The 16,054-nt window shown below is 55.8% G+C and carries 15 protein-coding genes; 10 read left to right on the plus strand and 5 right to left on the minus strand.

The features are described 5' to 3' along the window. Positions 1–18 precede the first annotated feature (18 nt). From mutL to FFI90_RS01105, 8 genes are all read left to right on the plus strand, one after another. Positions 19–1,938 carry a DNA mismatch repair endonuclease MutL gene (gene mutL, locus FFI90_RS01070; protein WP_144775706.1) on the plus strand — a complete coding sequence of 640 codons (1,920 nt, stop codon included), beginning with the start codon at positions 19–21 and terminating at the stop codon, positions 1,936–1,938. Between the two features lie 94 nt (positions 1,939–2,032). Continuing rightward, entirely contained in the window at positions 2,033–3,040 is a 1,008-nt protein-coding gene (gene miaA / locus FFI90_RS01075) for a tRNA (adenosine(37)-N6)-dimethylallyltransferase MiaA (RefSeq protein ID WP_222120488.1), read from the plus strand. 41 nt (positions 3,041–3,081) lie between these two features. Then, positions 3,082–3,333, plus strand: a complete 252-nt coding sequence (gene hfq / locus FFI90_RS01080; RefSeq protein WP_144775711.1) for an RNA chaperone Hfq — start codon at positions 3,082–3,084, stop codon at positions 3,331–3,333. A 116-nt stretch (positions 3,334–3,449) separates the two neighbouring features. Continuing rightward, positions 3,450–4,748 carry a ribosome rescue GTPase HflX gene (gene hflX, locus FFI90_RS01085; protein ID WP_144775713.1) on the plus strand — a complete coding sequence of 433 codons (1,299 nt, stop codon included), beginning with the start codon at positions 3,450–3,452 and terminating at the stop codon, positions 4,746–4,748. Positions 4,749–4,827: 79 nt separating this feature from the next. Then, positions 4,828–6,021, plus strand: a complete 1,194-nt coding sequence (gene hflK, locus FFI90_RS01090) for an FtsH protease activity modulator HflK (protein WP_144775715.1) — start codon at positions 4,828–4,830, stop codon at positions 6,019–6,021. 2 nt (positions 6,022–6,023) lie between these two features. Continuing rightward, complete coding sequence (hflC, locus tag FFI90_RS01095) at positions 6,024–6,899, plus strand: protease modulator HflC (RefSeq protein WP_144775717.1); 876 nt, start codon at positions 6,024–6,026, stop codon at positions 6,897–6,899. A gap of 180 nt (positions 6,900–7,079) precedes the next feature. Next, complete coding sequence (locus FFI90_RS01100; protein ID WP_144775719.1) at positions 7,080–8,261, plus strand: ATP phosphoribosyltransferase regulatory subunit; 1,182 nt, start codon at positions 7,080–7,082, stop codon at positions 8,259–8,261. An 87-nt stretch (positions 8,262–8,348) separates the two neighbouring features. Next, positions 8,349–9,644, plus strand: coding sequence for an adenylosuccinate synthase (locus FFI90_RS01105; protein ID WP_144775721.1), 1,296 nt, complete (start codon positions 8,349–8,351; stop codon positions 9,642–9,644). A 68-nt stretch (positions 9,645–9,712) separates the two neighbouring features. On the opposite strand, the gene cmoB is transcribed toward FFI90_RS01105, so the two are convergent. From cmoB to FFI90_RS01125, 4 genes are read right to left on the minus strand one after another with little or no spacing between them, the layout of a single operon-like run. Continuing rightward, positions 9,713–10,705, minus strand: coding sequence for a tRNA 5-methoxyuridine(34)/uridine 5-oxyacetic acid(34) synthase CmoB (cmoB, locus tag FFI90_RS01110; RefSeq protein ID WP_144775723.1), 993 nt, complete (start codon positions 10,703–10,705; stop codon positions 9,713–9,715). Positions 10,706–10,730: 25 nt separating this feature from the next. Continuing rightward, positions 10,731–11,486: a carboxy-S-adenosyl-L-methionine synthase CmoA gene (gene cmoA / locus FFI90_RS01115; RefSeq protein ID WP_144775725.1), complete on the minus strand. Its 756-nt coding sequence runs from the start codon at positions 11,484–11,486 to the stop codon at positions 10,731–10,733. Beyond that, positions 11,479–11,865 (minus strand): PA3694 family proteiin, encoded by a 387-nt coding sequence (locus FFI90_RS01120; protein ID WP_144775727.1) that lies wholly within the window; start codon positions 11,863–11,865, stop codon positions 11,479–11,481. Before FFI90_RS01120 ends, cmoA begins: the two co-directional genes overlap by 8 nt. A 30-nt stretch (positions 11,866–11,895) precedes the next feature. After that, a complete protein-coding gene (locus tag FFI90_RS01125; RefSeq protein WP_144775729.1) occupies positions 11,896–12,897 on the minus strand; it encodes a serine/threonine protein kinase in 1,002 nt (333 codons plus the stop codon). Between the two features lie 181 nt (positions 12,898–13,078). Between FFI90_RS01125 and FFI90_RS01130 the strand changes: the two genes are divergently transcribed. Then, entirely contained in the window at positions 13,079–14,188 is a 1,110-nt protein-coding gene (locus FFI90_RS01130) for an NAD(P)/FAD-dependent oxidoreductase (RefSeq protein ID WP_144775731.1), read from the plus strand. Between the two features lie 11 nt (positions 14,189–14,199). On the opposite strand, the gene FFI90_RS01135 is transcribed toward FFI90_RS01130, so the two are convergent. Further along, positions 14,200–14,766, minus strand: a complete 567-nt coding sequence (locus FFI90_RS01135) for a ComF family protein (RefSeq protein ID WP_246123263.1) — start codon at positions 14,764–14,766, stop codon at positions 14,200–14,202. A gap of 218 nt (positions 14,767–14,984) precedes the next feature. On the opposite strand from FFI90_RS01135, the gene bioB reads away from it, so the two are divergent. Then, positions 14,985–16,043 (plus strand): biotin synthase BioB, encoded by a 1,059-nt coding sequence (gene bioB / locus FFI90_RS01140; protein WP_144775735.1) that lies wholly within the window; start codon positions 14,985–14,987, stop codon positions 16,041–16,043. The last annotated feature ends 11 nt before the right edge of the window (positions 16,044–16,054 follow it).

The following is a 16,054-nucleotide window of genomic DNA, read 5'->3' on the forward strand; positions in this document are numbered from 1 at the left end:
AAGAGGTAGTTCCGAAATATGCCCTCCATCCGATTGCTCTCGCCGCGGCTGGCAAACCAGATTGCCGCAGGCGAGGTGGTTGAGCGCCCTGCATCTGTCGTCAAGGAACTGGTTGAAAATGCGCTCGATGCTGGCGCAGACCGCGTTGATGTTGAAGTGGAGCAGGGCGGCGTAAAGCTGATCCGTGTGCGCGATGACGGCAGCGGTATCGCTGAAGATGACTTGCCTCTGGCTCTCAGTCGCCACGCCACCAGTAAAATTGCCAGTCTTGATGATCTGGAATCCGTAGCGTCCCTCGGCTTCCGGGGAGAGGCGCTCGCCAGTATCAGCTCTGTGTCGCGCCTTGCGTTGACCTCTCGCACAGAGAGTCAAGAAGCAGCTTCCCGGGTGGAAGTTGAGGGGCGCGATATGGACGCCCGAATCTCGCCAGCGGCACACCCTGTGGGTACCACTGTTGAAGTTCGCGATCTGTTTTTCAATACTCCGGCTCGGCGCAAATTTTTGCGTACCGAAAAAACCGAATTCAATCATGTAGAAGAATGCGTGCGGCGTCAGGCGCTCAGCCGATTCGATGCCGGCTTCACTCTTCGTCACAACCAACGGGTTGTTCAGAACCTCCGACCAGCGGAATCCATGCTGGACAGGGAGCGCCGCATTGGCGCCCTTTGCGGGCAGAAGTTTATCGACAACGCGGTGATAATTGATGCCGAAGCCACCGGTCTGCGCCTGTGGGGCTGGGTAGCACTGCCTACGTTCTCCCGTAGCCAGGCCGATCTGCAGTATTTCTTCGTCAATGGCCGTGTGATCCGAGACCGGCTGGTCGCTCATGCCGTACGCCAGGCTTACCGCGATGTGTTGTACAACAACCGTCACCCGGCGTTTGTCCTCTACCTTGAAGTCGATCCCGCCACCGTTGATGTGAACGTGCACCCGACCAAGCACGAAGTGCGCTTTCGCGATGGGCGCCTGGTGCACGATTTTATCTTCCGAACGCTGCACAAGGCTCTGGCAGATGTGCGGCCGGACGACCATTTTCGGGGTGCCGTAGCCCAGTCTTTCGGTCGCGAGGCGACTGGGCAGGAAGGGGCGTTGGCAGCCGGGGCAACACAGGTTGAACATCAGCCCTGGAGCGGGCAGTCGGCGATGCCGTCGCCAGGTAACCAGGCTCCGGGTGCCGGTTTTGGCGGGCAAGTAGCGCCGCAGCAAGAATGGCGAGCCAGTGATCAGATGGGCTTTTATCAATCCCTCAGTGGCGGCGGTGTCAGTGCCCGGCAAGAGCCGGATTCGTTAGGGAGCAATGATCCAGCCTACTCGCCGCCTCTGGATCATGCGGCAAGCTCGCACGGCCATGAGGAGCCGCCTCTGGGTTACGCCATTGCCCAGTTGCATGGTATCTACGTGCTGGCTCAAGGCAGTGCCGGGATGGTCGTAGTCGACATGCACGCAGCCCACGAACGTATTACCTACGAGCGAATGAAACGCGCGCTTGCAGAGCAGGACCTGAAAAGCCAGCCGTTGCTGGTGCCGCTTTCCCTTGCCGTCAGTCATAAAGAAGCAGCATTGGCGGAAACCCACGGAGAAGAGCTACAGCAACTTGGGCTGCAGATTGAGCGAATCGGGCCAGAGACGCTCGCCGTTCGCCAAGTACCTGCGCTATTGCGGGGTGCTGATACAGAGCAGCTCGTTCGGGATGTGTTATCAGACCTGATTGAGCATGGCCAGAGTGATCGGGTTGAAGCCGTTACCCATGAGCTTCTGGGAACCATGGCGTGCCATGGTTCGGTGCGGGCAAATCGCCAACTGACCATACCGGAAATGAACTCCCTGTTACGGGACATGGAAGCAACGGAACGTAGTGGACAGTGTAATCATGGGCGCCCCACCTGGACGCTCGTTACCCTGGCGGAGCTGGATAAACTGTTTCTGCGAGGACGCTAGAGTGCCGTCAAGAGTGCCATTAAAAGCGCCGTTGGGGGACGCTCAAACGAATAATGCCTGTGACCCGGAGCACAAGGCGCCAGCCATCTTTTTGATGGGGCCTACGGCCTCTGGCAAGACCGATCTGGCTATGGCACTTTGCGAGCAGCTGCCTTGCGAGATCATCAGCGTCGACTCGGCAATGATTTATCGTGGCATGGATATCGGCACGGCCAAACCCACTGCCGACGAACTTACCCGGGCTCCTCACCGGCTAATTGATATCTGCGACCCGTCTGAAATCTACTCCGCCGCCGATTTTCGCAGGGATGCGCTGGCTGAAATGGAGAGAATTTCCGCAGCCGGTCGTATTCCGCTGCTGGTAGGCGGCACCATGATGTACTTCAAGGCGCTTATTCATGGTATGTCCGGGCTGCCCGCGGCCAGCCCGGCGTTGCGTAGACAGCTTGAGGCCGAAGCAGAAAAACTTGGGTGGTCTGCGCTGCACGAACAGCTGCAAGCCGCCGATCCGGTAGCGGCTAAACTGATTCATCCAAATAACCGCCAGCGTTTGTTGAGAGCACTGGAAGTTATCCGCCTGACGGGTCGGCCTATTTCGGCTTTCTGGGCGGCAGAAGGCAGTCAGCGCTCTCAGCAACAGACAGATCCGCAAGGGTCGGGCTTCCAGGGTGTTGAGGATTACACTTATTTTACTCAATGGCAGGCAGACGAAACATCATCGCTTCCGTATACTGTAGCTCAGCTTGCCATGGTGCCTCCGGAGAGGCGAGTGCTTCACGACAGGATACACCAGCGCTTTGTAAGCATGCTGGAAAGGGGGCTTCTGGACGAAGTCCGTGCTCTGATGAGCAGAGGTGATCTGCACCAGAATCTCCCTTCCATGCGCTGTGTCGGTTATCGTCAGGCTTGGAGCTATCTGTCCGGCGAAGACGATTATGACGCATTTGTAAGTAAAGGCGTTGCGGCTACCCGTCAGCTTGCCAAACGGCAGCTTACCTGGCTTCGAAAGTGGTCTGACTTGAACTGGCTGGACAGCGAAGACGGTTTTATCGTTGAGGCAGCCTTGAAAAAAATCAAATCTCACACCACATTTAGCACTTAATTAATGACGATCTGCATTTACTTATAAACAGGAGAACACACATGTCAAAAGGGCACTCGTTACAAGACCCTTACCTCAATGCCTTACGCAAGGAACGCATTCCGGTTTCCATCTTTCTGGTTAACGGCATCAAACTGCAAGGGCAGGTAGAGTCTTTTGACCAATTTGTGATTTTACTGAAGAATACGGTCAGCCAAATGGTTTACAAGCACGCAATCTCCACCGTTGTACCTGCACGGAATGTACGTCTTCCGCAGCAGAATCCGGCGGAAGAGGGTGAGCCTGAAGACTGAATTAATTCGGTTGCCGGTATTTCCACCCGCGTTCCTGACGAGCCCCTGGGTTCTGATGGCCGCGGGTGTTTGTTTTTATAATATTGGAAGACTGACTGTTGTGGAGTTGATGCCCTTTGTTTGAACGCCCTGATGTCGGTGAGCGAGCTATCCTCGTCCACATCGATTTTACGTCCCATGATGGCTCAGAAGATCCGGATGAGTTCCGGGAGCTTGTGTCATCGGCCGGAGTTGAAGCGGTTGGCACTGTAACCGGATCCCGCAAACAGCCAACCCCCAGGCTGTTCGTAGGAGAAGGAAAGCTCGAAGAAATCCGGGATGCAGTAACGCTGCATGAGGCGGACGTTGTGCTTTTTAATCATGCACTCAGCCCCAGACAGGAGCGAAATGTTGAGCGTGAACTCCAGTGTCGTGTGCTGGATCGCACGGGAGTCATTCTCGATATTTTTGCGCAGCGCGCACGCACGCACGAGGGTAAGCTGCAGGTAGAGCTGGCTCAGCTTGAACACATGTCAACGCGTTTGATTCGCGGCTGGACGCACCTTGAACGCCAGAAAGGCGGTATTGGCCTTCGTGGCCCGGGCGAAACCCAGCTCGAAACGGACCGTCGGCTACTGCGCGAACGTATCAAGTCCATTCACAAACGTCTGGAGAAGGTGCGCCGGCAACGCAACCAAGGCCGCCGTGCGCGCAAACGTGCCGATATTCCGACGGTATCCCTGGTCGGATATACCAACGCTGGCAAGTCCACCCTGTTCAACCGGATTACCACTTCGTCCGTATACGCCGCAGACAAGTTATTCGCAACACTGGATCCTACCATCCGGCGCCTGGAACTTCCGGATGTCGGGGCGGTCGTAATGGCGGATACGGTGGGTTTCATAAGGCATCTACCGCACAAGCTGGTTGAGGCATTCCGGGCAACCCTGGAAGAGACGACTGAAGCGACCATCCTGCTGCATATTGTTGACTGCCACGACAGCCGTCGTGATGAAAACATTGAGCAGGTCGAAAATGTGCTGGTAGAAATCGGTGCCGATGAAATTCCCGTGCTTCAGGTATTCAATAAAATAGACCTGCTGGACGATTTTACGCCACGAGTCGAGCGCAATGAAGATGGGGTTCCTGTGCGGGCTTGGGTCTCGGCAGTCACGGGCGCAGGTATTGATGGGCTTTACGATGCCATCGTCGAGCGCTTGGCGAAAGATGTTGTTCACCACTTCGTTTTGCTCGGGCCTGCTGATGGCAAGCTCAGGGCGCTCCTGCATGAGGCGGGCTCAGTGCTCAGCGAAGAGCACCGGGAAACCGGAGAAACGGTACTTGAAACCCGGCTGGAACATCGGGACTGGCTCCAGCTTCTGAGCCGAGCCGGTATGAGTGAAGAAACGGTGCGTCTGGATAACGGGCGAGCCTGAAACCATAGCAGCTATTGCCGGGGCGATGATAAATCCCTAGTATTTGCAGCCATTCGACATCTTAGGAACGGAGAGCACTATGGCCTGGAATGAACCGGGTGGAAACCGCAACGATAATGATCCCTGGGGAAATGGTGGTGGTCGTCGCGGCAATGATCAGGGGCCACCAGACCTTGATGAGGCGCTGAAAAAGGGTCTCGACAAACTCAACAAAATGCTGGGTGGCAAAGGCAAGAAATCAGGCGGCGACAGCGGCAACAGCGGTGGTGGTTCTGGCGCCGCAGGCAGTTTTGGCGCCGTTCTCGCGCTGGCAGCCATTCTTGTGGTGGGCTACGTGATCTTCCAATCGTTCTACACGGTGAACGAGCAGGAACGCGCGGTGGTTCTGAGGTTTGGGGAGTTTTCCAAGACCGAAAACCCCGGTCTGAGATTCAAGGTACCTTTGATTGACGACGTCACCAAGGTGCTGGTCACCAGCGTGAGAACCGCCCAGTCCAGCGGCCAGATGCTGACACAGGACGAAAACCTGGTAACGGTTGACCTGCAGGTACAGTACCGCGTTGGCGATGCCCGCGATTACGTGCTGAATGTTCGGGATTCCAACCAGGCACTGGCATTTGCGACGGACAGTGCGCTGCGTCATGAGGTAGGTAGCTCCTCTCTCGACGACGTGCTCACGGAGGGTCGTGCAGAGTTGGCTGTTCGTGTTGAGCAGCGCCTGCAAGGCTTCCTCCAGGAATATGGAACCGGTCTTGAAATTGTCCGGGTGAACGTCGAGAGCACTCAGCCGCCACCGGCTGTGCAGGACGCGTTCCGTGAGGTTCAGCGTGCGCGTGAGGACGAACAGCGCGTGAAAGAAGAAGCAGAAACCTACCGCAACAAGGTAGTTCCTGAAGCCCGAGGTCAGGCCCAGCGCATGATCGAAGAGGCAAGCGCGTATAAAGAAGAAGTTACCGAGCGTGCTCGCGGTGAGACCGCCCGTTTCCTCGAGTTGTTGGCGGTGTATCAGATGGCGCCGGTCGTAACCCGTGAGCGCATGTACCTGCAGACACTGGAAACGGTGCTTTCAAACAGCAGCAAGATCCTCGTGGACACCGAAAGCAGTGGCAACATGATGCTTCTGCCGCTGGATCGCATGACTCAAGGGGCTCTGTCACGTAGCGGAAACCAGTCTTCCAGCAGCGGCGGTGATATGGATATCCAGACGGTCACAGATCAGGTTATCCAGGAAATTCGAACTCGGCAGGACACTAATACCCGGAGGAGCAGATAATCATGGGACCTAAAAGTGTAGTGGGTCTTGCAGGCGCTCTTATCGTTGTCCTGCTGGTAATTTCGAGTGTGTTTATTATTCCGGAGACCCATCGTGGGGTCATGCTGAGATTTGGTGAACTGGTTGAGACCGACATCAAAGCCGGCATTCACTTCAAGGTACCGGTTATTGATCAGGTCCGAGAGTTTGATATTCGCGTTCTGACCATGGATCTGCCCTCGCGGCAGTATCTGACGGTTGAGAAGAAACCGCTGGATGTGACCTCCTATATCGCCTGGAAAATCCGCGATGTGGACCAGTTCTACCGGGCGACAGGCGGAGACGAGTTTCGTGCCCAGTCGCTGTTGCTATCCCGGGTGGATAACGGCCTGCGAGATGAGTTTGGTGTCCGCACCATGCATGAAGTGGTTTCAGGTCAGCGCGATGAACTGATGCATACCTTGCGTGACCGGGTTAATGAAACGTCCGTCAAGGAATTCGGTATTGATGTAAAAGATATCCGGGTCAAGGCTATCGAATTTCCGGGGCAGGTCAGTGAGAACGTTTATCGCCGCATGGCGACTGAGCGTGAAAAACTGGCGCAGGAGTTCCGGTCCCGGGGGCGTGAGCTTGGAGAAGGTATCCGAGCGGATGCCGACCGTCAGAAAACCGTTACCCTCGCAGCAGCATTTGCATCTGCAGAAGAAACCCGGGGTGAAGGCGATGGTGAAGCGGCCCGGATCTACGCAGAGGCCTATGGCTCCAATCCGGAGTTCTACAGTTTTTATCGTAGTCTGCAGGCATACAGGAACACCTTTTCAAGCAAAGACGACATAATGGTTATCGATTCCAACAGTGAATTTCTGAAATTTATGAAGGATTCGAAGGGCGGAAGCTAAAACTCGCCCTGCACGCCTGAAAACCGGAATACCTGGGTATTCCGGTTTTTTTGTGAGCGCTAACAGTGTAAAATCCGTCAGGTTTTGGTTCGGGTTTTTCTGCCCCGAATGTCACCCTACAAGCCTGCGTACTTCTTCTGCACCACGAGCAGGAGTGTGCGGGATGGACTACGGAATCTCATGACAGTATCTGATCGCTGGTTACTGCCGGACGGGGTGGAGGATATCTTGCCGCCACTGGCCGGGCAGATAGAATCCCTGCGCCGGGATGTAATGGATACCTGCCAGCGCTGGGGCTACCAATTGGTAATCCCGCCGCTTATCGAATACCTCGAATCCCTTTTTACCGGTACCGGGCATGACCTGGAGCTGCAGACCTTCAAGCTGACTGATCAGTTGACGGGACGTATGATGGGTGTTCGTGCCGATATGACTCCCCAGGCTGCGCGCATTGACGCTCACACTCTGGGCCAGGAAGGCATTACCCGCCTTTGTTATGCCGGGCATGTACTGCATACCCGCCCCAAACACATGCTGACCGGGCGCACCCCGATTCAGGCGGGTTGTGAGCTGTTTGGCAGTGCTTCTGAATCTGCGGATCTGGAAGTTATCAGCCTGATGCTCGAGGCCCTTCGCGTTGCCGGCCTTCCGAGGGTGCATCTGGATCTGGCACACGTATCCATCTACGAAGGTCTCATTGGTGAAGCCGAATTTGACCGGGATACAAGTGCAGCCATCTTCGATGCCATGGCACGCAAGTCGGTACCTGAACTGGACAGGCTGCTGGGTGACTGCCCGATAGGCTCAGCGGGCGCGCGTCTTCGTGAGCTTGCCCGTGTCAGCGGTGGCCCTGAAGCCTTGGCAGAGGCGCGCAGAATACTGAGTGGCGCCTCCGACAATCTGAGTGCCGCGCTGGATCAGCTTGGCCGGGTCGCCGAGATGCTTGAGAGGGACTTTCCGGAAGTCAGTTTCGGGTTCGATTTCTGCGAACTTCGCGGATACAACTACCATACGGGGCTGGTGTTTGCCGCTTATGTGCCGGGCCACGGCGATTCGGTTGCCAAAGGTGGTCGTTATGACGCCATTGGCAGTGATTTCGGCCGGGCACGCCCCGCCACAGGGTTCAGCCTGGATATACGAGCGCTGGTCACTCTGGGCAAGCGTTCGGTCTGTCGTAGCAAAGCCGTGTGGGCGCCTGCAGACAATGATGCAACGCTGGAGCAGGTTGTATCGGAGCTTCGGATGACAGAGGTCGTCGTCCGGGCACTCCCGGAAGACAACGGAGTGGATCCCTCAACCCGGGGGTGTGACCGGAAGCTGGTAAAACAGGGTGATCATTGGATCGTTCAGACGCTGAGCTGAAACCAGCGAGCTGTTACGAACGCGTGAAAGTACATTTGCCAAATTTGCAAGACGCACGCCATACCGTGTGCGCATTGAGAGAGAATCATGGGTAAAAACGTTGTTGTGCTGGGTACCCAGTGGGGTGATGAAGGCAAGGGTAAAATCGTCGATCTGCTGACTGAAAAAGTTGCAGCGGTGGTTCGTTTTCAGGGCGGCCACAACGCGGGCCATACCTTGGTCATTGACGGCAAGAAAACGGCTCTGCACCTGATTCCCTCCGGCATTCTCCGGCAGGACGTTCAGTGCCTGATTGGTAACGGTGTGGTTTTGTCGCCAGAGGCCCTTTTGAAGGAAGTTCGTGGGCTGGAAGCTTCTGGCGTGGCGGTCCGCGATCGGCTACGTATCAGCCTGGCTTGCCCGATTATCCTGCGCACTCACGTGCGTATTGACCAGGCTCGCGAGCGCCTCAAAGGCAATGACAAGATTGGTACCACCGGCCGGGGCATAGGTCCGGCGTATGAAGACAAAGTCTCTCGCCGTGGTGTTCGTCTTGGGGACCTCCACAGCCCTGCAGACTTCGAGGCGAAGCTGCGGGAAATCATGTCCTATCACAACTTCGTGCTGACGGAGTACTTCAAGGAAGAAGCTGAGGATATTGATGCGGCTTTGAAAGAGTTGATGGAGATGGGCAAAGAAATCCTGCCCATGGCGGCCGACGTGACGGATTTGCTCCACGACTATCGCAAGCGCGGTCAGGACATCATGTTTGAGGGCGCCCAAGGCTCCTTGCTGGACATAGATCTGGGAACCTACCCGTACGTAACCTCTTCCAATACGACTGCTGGCGGCACCGCGACAGGCTCTGGTTTTGGCCCTCTGTACCTCGACTATGTGCTGGGCATCACAAAAGCCTACACCACTCGTGTGGGCTCTGGCCCGTTCCCAACCGAGCTTTTTGATGAAATGGGGCAGCATCTGGCGGTCAAAGGCAATGAGGTTGGCACAACAACTGGCCGTTCCCGCCGCTGTGGCTGGTTTGATGCCGTTGCCCTGCGCCATGCCATCCAAATCAACAGCGTGTCCGGTATTTGCCTGACCAAGCTGGATGTTCTTGACGGGCTGGAAACCGTCAAGGTTTGTGTGGGCTATAAAACACCAGACGGTGAAATTACTCGCCCGCCGATCGGTTGCGACAGCTATAAGGATATCGAGCCGGTATACGCAGAGCTACCGGGCTGGAGCGAAAGTACATTCGGTCTGACTGAACTCGATCAGTTGCCGGAAAACGCCAAAGCCTATATCCATTTTCTGGAAAAACAGATTGAAGCGCCAATCGACATTATTTCCACCGGCCCGGACCGTATTGAAACGATTGTCCTGCGCCACCCTTTTGACTGTTAAGCGTTAAGAGTCTCAGAAACCCGCTCTGCCTTAATCGGCACAGCGGGTTTTTTGTGCTCTTTTTATGTTCAGGGTTTCTCCGCAATGATCGTGGCGCGCTTTGGCCCGGGATAGCCTTCGATGGTTTTTGTAAGGTCGTTCGGGTCCAGAAAATCCTGAAGGGAATTGAAGCGCATCCAGTTTGTGCTGCGTTGTTCGTCAGTGCTGGTTTCCGACACATCTACAACCCGGGCGTTGCGAAATCCAGTGCGGTCCAGCCATCGCAGCAGTGTGGCGCAGCTCGGTAAAAACCATACGTTGCGCATCTGTCCGTAACGGTCTTCGGGCATCAGGCTGTAGCCTTCAGGGCCATCTACAATCAGAGTTTCGAGCACGAGCTCGCCCCCCCTGCGCAAGGTGCCTTTAAGCTCCAGCAGGTGATCTAGAGGTGATCGGCGATGGTATAGCACGCCCATAGAGAAGGTAGTGTCAAAGGCTTCGAGCCCTTCAGGAAGGTCTTCCACGCGGATTGGTAGCAGATCGACAGGAGTCTCAGGCAGGTAACGCTTTACGCTGAGAAACTGGAACAGGAACAGCAACCCGGGATCAATACCGATCACCCGTCCTGCACCTTCGCCCAGCATGCGCCAGCAGTGGTAACCCGAGCCACAACCCACGTCCAGAATGCGGCGGCCCGTCAGGTCAGAAAGGTAAGGTGAAACCCGGTCCCATTTCCAGTCGGAACGCCACTCGGTATCAATGAGGGTGCCGAAGAAGTCAAAAGGCCCCTTGCGCCAAGGCATAAGTCCCCTTAGCCCGCTCTCAAGCGCTTGTTGCTGATCAAGGCTCAAGGTAGCCTTTGAGCCTAGGGTAATCGCAGAGGTATTCAGCTCGGATGTTGTCCAGGAAATATCAGGGAGACTGTCCATTGCCTTCTGCCAACGAGCCAGGTCGCCATGGGGTGTTTCATCAAAACGACGGATCAGCTGGGTTCTGATGATCTCGGCCCAGCTGGCCTGGCCTGTATCGTCCAATTCAGCCAGAAGCTGGCCGAAACAGGTTTTCCAGTCAAAATTCGACATGGTCTGTTTGCTCTCCGTATGGGGTTCAGTTGGCCTTGATAGCCAGCATGGATACGAAGTTGAAGCACTGATACCAGACGAAAACTCGATCAAAGCCTGCGTTTTTGAGGCGCTGTTTGTGTGCTTCAAGCGTCTCGGGAATCAGTACCTGCTCAATGGCGCTGCGTTTCTGGCTGATCTCCAGGTCCGAGTAACCATTGGCGCGCTTGAATTCATGGTGGAGGCGCGTCTGCGCAGCTTGCTCATCCTCGGAATCGAAGCGGATTTTTTCCGAAAGGATCAGCACGCCGCCGGGCCGGGTGGCCTCGGCAATCCGGCTCAGAAGGCTGCATCGCTGCTCAGGCGGAACAAACTGCAGGGTGAAGTTCAGGGTCGTTACGGAAGCGTTCGCAAGTTCCGTATCCTGAATGTTCTCGCAGCGAAGACTGACAGGCAGTGAGTGATCGTCCAATGCAATGTAATGCTCGCAGCGCTCGATCATCGCTTCAGAATTATCAACGCCAACCAGAGAGCAGCTATCGAACGAAATACCGTGACGCATGGCCAGGGTAGACGCGCCCAGTGAGCAACCCAGGTCATAGCAATTGGATCCGGCTTGAGCATACTGTTCGGTGATGACTTCAATCATCGGTATGATCGTGGTGTACCCGGGCACGGAGCGACGAATCATATCCGGGAATACGCGGGCAACCGCCGCATCGAACCGGAAGTCTTCTGGCTGCCGTTCCGTGGCGAAAAGACGGTCTGTTTGTTGCTCAGTTGAGCGGTCGTTCTTACTCATCGCTGGCGGGTTTCTCTTGTTGAGCAGGCTTCTCCTCCTGCGGCACGACAGCCGGGGCAGTGGCCGAGGGTCGGTAACAGCGCACGCCGCGGTTCTTGTAATCCACAAGAATTCCACGGAAGGACGGATCGACATCTGCAGCGACGGCCAGATAGCCATTTTCACAGGCCGCGTGGAGTTCGGATGCTTTCGGTGACATGCGGAAGGTCTCGCCCGGCGTTATATGAATCGCCTGGAAATCGCCCACCGGCACATGATCCTTATTGTCCGAATGTTTGATGCTTCCGCTGACCTCAAGTACCAGTACAGTACCGATGATCGTGACCAGAGCGGTCACAAACAAGCTTCGGATGGTGAAACGGGCCTCGTTCTGGCTCATGCCTACCTCATTTTCAACGTAAATGAATGGTCAGTATTGACCGGGAAGTGCGATAGAGGGTGCTTGCAGAGCTGCCAGCTGTTCTCTCAGCGACAGCACCTGATCTGACCAGAATCTGGGCTGGGCAAACCATGGGAAAAAGCGCGGAAACGCAGGGTCATCCCAGCGTTTTGCAAGCCAGGCGCAGTGGCTGATCTGGCGGTAACAGCGCAAAGGCTCAATCAAATGTCTCTCGCGGCGATTGTAATCCCGGAACATTTCATAGCCTTCCAGCAGTTCGCCCAGCTGCGCGCCGCGCTCAATGTCTTCCCCGTTCAGTAGCAGCCACATGTCCTGAATGGCAGGGCCGGAGCGGCAATCGTCCAGATCCACAAAGAGCATCTGCTCATCACGGCACAATATGTTACCGGCATGGCAGTCGCCGTGCAGTCGCAGCGTTTCACTGTCTCCGGCGTCTGCAATGCGGGCGTGGCAGTGGGTCAGTAAATCCGGGATCAGGCTGTCCCAGGCTGGCCGAAGATCCTTTGGGATCCAGTCACCTTCGAGCAGCAGCTGGTTACTCGCTTCAATGCCATCCAGAGGTGATAAAGGCTCACGGTGTTGAAAAGGCCTCAGAGCGCCAATATTGTGTATCTGCCCGAGCCACTGTCCTAGCCGGTACAGGGTGTCGGTAACGCTTGTATCAGGGGCCTGGCCACCGCGTTGATTAAAGACTGTGAAAAAAAAGTCACCGTGCTTTGCGAGTGTATCGCCGGATGGCATTATCAGGGGCGCGACGACAGGAATATCCGCTACCAGCAACTCCCGGGTAAATTCATGCTCTTCCCGTATCTGCTCTTCTGTCCAGCGCCCAGGGCGATAGAACTTGGCGATTACCGGGCCGCCCTCATCCACCCCAATCTGATAAACCCGGTTCTCATAGCTGTTCAGGGCAAACAGACGGCCGCTCACCGCAAAACCGGCCTCTTCCATGGCGTCCAGAATTGCGTCTGGCGTCAGGGCATCGTATGGATGGGGTGATACATTCATCATAAAGCGAGGCCAGGCTTGCAAATTTGGGCCCTAGTATACCTGCTTGGCAGCCCTCCCGTAATGCGGGCCCTGGATGTTTCATTGGCTTCCTGCGTGTACAGGATTGAGTTAACGTAAGCCTCATCGGTTTCTGTTTATTGGAAACGTTCAACCGGCAGGCAACAGGTAGCAGGTTTATCTCGTGACAAGCGATCATCTGGAAGTGGATACCGCTGTTATTGGCGCGGGTGTTGTGGGGCTTGCGGTTGCCTGGGCTCTGGCTCAGGCAGGCCGGGATGTGGTTGTTCTGGAGGCAGGAGACCACTTTGGCGAAGGCATCTCGTCACGAAACAGTGAGGTGATCCATGCCGGGATCTATTATCCGGAGAACTCACTCAAAGCCCGTTTGTGTGTGGAAGGTCGCAAGCAACTATACGATTACTGCGAAAGCCGAAAGGTAGGGTATCGCAAGAGTGGTAAATGGATTATTGCCACCAGTGATGCGCAAAACCGTTTGCTTGAAGGCATTCAGTCGCACGCTGCAGCCAATGCTGTGCCTCTGTCTCTGGTAGGCGGTGAGGACATTGCACGGAAGCTGCCGGAAGTTCGTGTCACTGCCGGGTTATGGTCACCGGAAACGGGCATACTGGATACTCATGGCCTTATGCTCGCGTTGCTGGGCGAACTCGAAGATGCGGGCGGCTCCCTGGTGCTTCGCTCTCCGGTCGAGTACGTTGAATCGGCTGCAGATAGCCATCTGCTTCAGGTCGCTGGCGCTATGCCATGCACACTCAAAGTCCGGAACCTTGTTAACGCCGCCGGGTTGGGAGCGGTGCCACTGGCCCGGAGTTGGGTGGGGCTTCCCGATGAACAGCGGCCATCTCAATGGTTCGCCCGGGGCGTCTACTTCAGCTATAGCGGTCGCCATCCCTTCAGCAATCTGATCTATCCGGTGCCCGAGCCAGGAGGCTTGGGTGTTCACCTTACTCTTGATCTGGCAGGGCAGGCGCGCTTTGGTCCCGATGTAGAGTGGATCGAGCGAGAAGACTATGCGGTCGATCCCGAGCGGGTGCATGCGTTTGCAGCGGGGATCAGGCAGTGGTGGCCCGACCTTGAGATTGAGCGTCTTCAGCCAGCTTACGCAGGCATTCGACCGAAGTTGAAAGACGCAGAGGGCGGCTTTTTTGATTTCAGAGTTGATGGCCCCGAGGAGCATGGTGTTCCGGGGCTGGTAAATCTTTTTGGCATTGAATCGCCGGGGCTGACGTCTTGCCTCGCCATTGCCGATCTGGTGAAGAGCAAACTGGCATAAACCAAGCCAGCCTAGCCTGGTGTTCGCGCCAGTGCCCAAACCTGAATCTCCTGTGCTCCTGCCTCCCTTAAAACCGAAGCAAGAATCCGCATCGTTGCGCCTGTTGTGACCACATCGTCCACGATGGCGACCCGCTCTGGTACTGCCTTATATACCTCGAAAACACCGTGCATATTCGTCAGCCTGGCTTCTCTCCCCAGCCCTCGCTGGGCCTGGACTTTGCGTGTACGGCGAACGACGTCGGTGCGAACTGGAATGTTCAGTGTATGGCCCAGGCTTTCTGCAATATCCCTGGCCTGATTGAAGCCGCGTTTGCGACGGCGCCCAGGGAGCATGGGTGAGGGGATAAGCATGTCCGGTTTTGAACGGCCGCAATCCTGGAGGGTGGGTGCCAGATAATCCGCAAAGCCTGCAATCAATGGCCGGGCAAATTTGCGCTGGCCGCTGTATTTGTAACGGCTGATCATGCTGTCGACCGGATATTGATAGCGCCAGGGGATGAGAGAGCGATCAAAAGGAGGTGGCGATGTCAGGCAGTCGCCGCAAAGATGGCGATCACCGGAATGCGCCAGAGGCAAGGCGCAGCTGTGACAGTGCCATCGGTTTACAGGAAGATCGGCCTCACAAAACTTGCATAAGCCTCTGAAAGCGTTGGTGGAAAGGCAGCCGACGCATAGGCCTTTGGTATTCCCGCTGTTAACCGATATTGATTTTAAGGTTGACAGCCAATCCAGTCCCTTTATCATCTGATTCATCCGTAAACCAAGCGACCGAAAAAGGTTAACAGGACTTTTACATGACTGCCACATCAATACGCCACGACTGGACGCTCCAGGAAGCTCGGTCACTTTTTGAGCTGCCTTTCAATGACCTTCTGTTCCGGGCCCAGTCGGTGCACCGGCAGTATTTTGATCCTAATGAGGTTCAGGTAAGTACCTTGCTGTCGATCAAAACCGGAGCTTGTCCGGAGGACTGCAAATACTGCCCCCAGAGCGGTCATTACAATACCGGTCTGGAAAAGGAAAAGTTACTGGAGCTTGAGAAGGTGGTTGCGGAAGCCCGTGCCGCGAGAGAAAAAGGTGCTTCGCGTTTCTGTATGGGCGCCGCATGGCGTAGCCCGGCTGCGAAGGATATGCCCTATGTGCTGGATATGGTCCGGCAAGTAAAGTCATTGGGCCTGGAAACCTGTATGACACTGGGTATGTTGAAACCCGAGCAGGCAGAAGAGCTGGCAGAGGCTGGTCTGGATTATTACAACCACAACCTGGATACCTCCGAGAAATACTACAGCCACATCATTACCACTCGCACCTATCAGGATCGGCTGGATACCCTTGCTAACGTTCGCAACGCAGGCATGAAGGTGTGTTGTGGCGGCATTATGGGTATGGGTGAGGAAGAAGATGACCGGGTTGGCTTGCTGGTTCAGCTCGCAAACCTGCCACACCACCCGGAAAGTGTGCCGGTGAACATGCTGGTGAAGGTGAAGGGAACGCCCATGGAAGATGTGGAGGACCTGGATCCGTTCGAGTTTATTCGCGTTCTTGCGGTGGCCAGAATCATGATGCCTGCCTCTCATGTGCGTTTGTCTGCAGGTCGGGAAACGATGAATGAACAGATGCAGGCGCTGTGTTTCCTGGCGGGCGCCAATTCCATTTTTTATGGTGAGAAGTTGCTGACGACGTCGAACCCGGAAGCGGACGCGGATATGGCTTTGTTCCGTCGTTTGGGGATCCGGCCTGAGCAGCGGGGGCAGTGTGCATCTGAGGCGCAGGATGAAGAGGTGATTGTCGCGGCTTTGGAGCATGAGGCCACGCGGCACATGTTTTATGACGCTACTCGGGAATCCGCCTAGTTTTGGGGCAA

Origin of the sequence: Marinobacter maritimus (assembly GCF_007671675.1) — a bacterium.
Classification (GTDB): Bacteria; Pseudomonadota; Gammaproteobacteria; order Pseudomonadales; family Oleiphilaceae; genus Marinobacter; species Marinobacter maritimus.

Excerpts from the sequence above, each read along its gene's own strand:
- mutL (WP_144775706.1), top strand. The coding sequence starts at position 19 with ATGCCCTCCATCCGATTGCTCTCGCCGCGGCTGGCAAACCAGATTGCC.
- miaA (WP_222120488.1), top strand. The coding sequence starts at position 2,033 with ATGGGGCCTACGGCCTCTGGCAAGACCGATCTGGCTATGGCACTTTGC.
- hfq (WP_144775711.1), top strand. The coding sequence starts at position 3,082 with ATGTCAAAAGGGCACTCGTTACAAGACCCTTACCTCAATGCCTTACGC.
- hflK (WP_144775715.1), top strand. The coding sequence starts at position 4,828 with ATGGCCTGGAATGAACCGGGTGGAAACCGCAACGATAATGATCCCTGG.
- hflC (WP_144775717.1), top strand. The coding sequence starts at position 6,024 with ATGGGACCTAAAAGTGTAGTGGGTCTTGCAGGCGCTCTTATCGTTGTC.
- FFI90_RS01100 (WP_144775719.1), top strand. The coding sequence starts at position 7,080 with ATGACAGTATCTGATCGCTGGTTACTGCCGGACGGGGTGGAGGATATC.
- FFI90_RS01105 (WP_144775721.1), top strand. The coding sequence starts at position 8,349 with ATGGGTAAAAACGTTGTTGTGCTGGGTACCCAGTGGGGTGATGAAGGC.
- cmoB (WP_144775723.1), bottom strand. The coding sequence starts at position 10,705 with ATGTCGAATTTTGACTGGAAAACCTGTTTCGGCCAGCTTCTGGCTGAA.
- cmoA (WP_144775725.1), bottom strand. The coding sequence starts at position 11,486 with ATGAGTAAGAACGACCGCTCAACTGAGCAACAAACAGACCGTCTTTTC.
- FFI90_RS01120 (WP_144775727.1), bottom strand. The coding sequence starts at position 11,865 with ATGAGCCAGAACGAGGCCCGTTTCACCATCCGAAGCTTGTTTGTGACC.
- FFI90_RS01125 (WP_144775729.1), bottom strand. The coding sequence starts at position 12,897 with ATGATGAATGTATCACCCCATCCATACGATGCCCTGACGCCAGACGCA.
- bioB (WP_144775735.1), top strand. The coding sequence starts at position 14,985 with ATGACTGCCACATCAATACGCCACGACTGGACGCTCCAGGAAGCTCGG.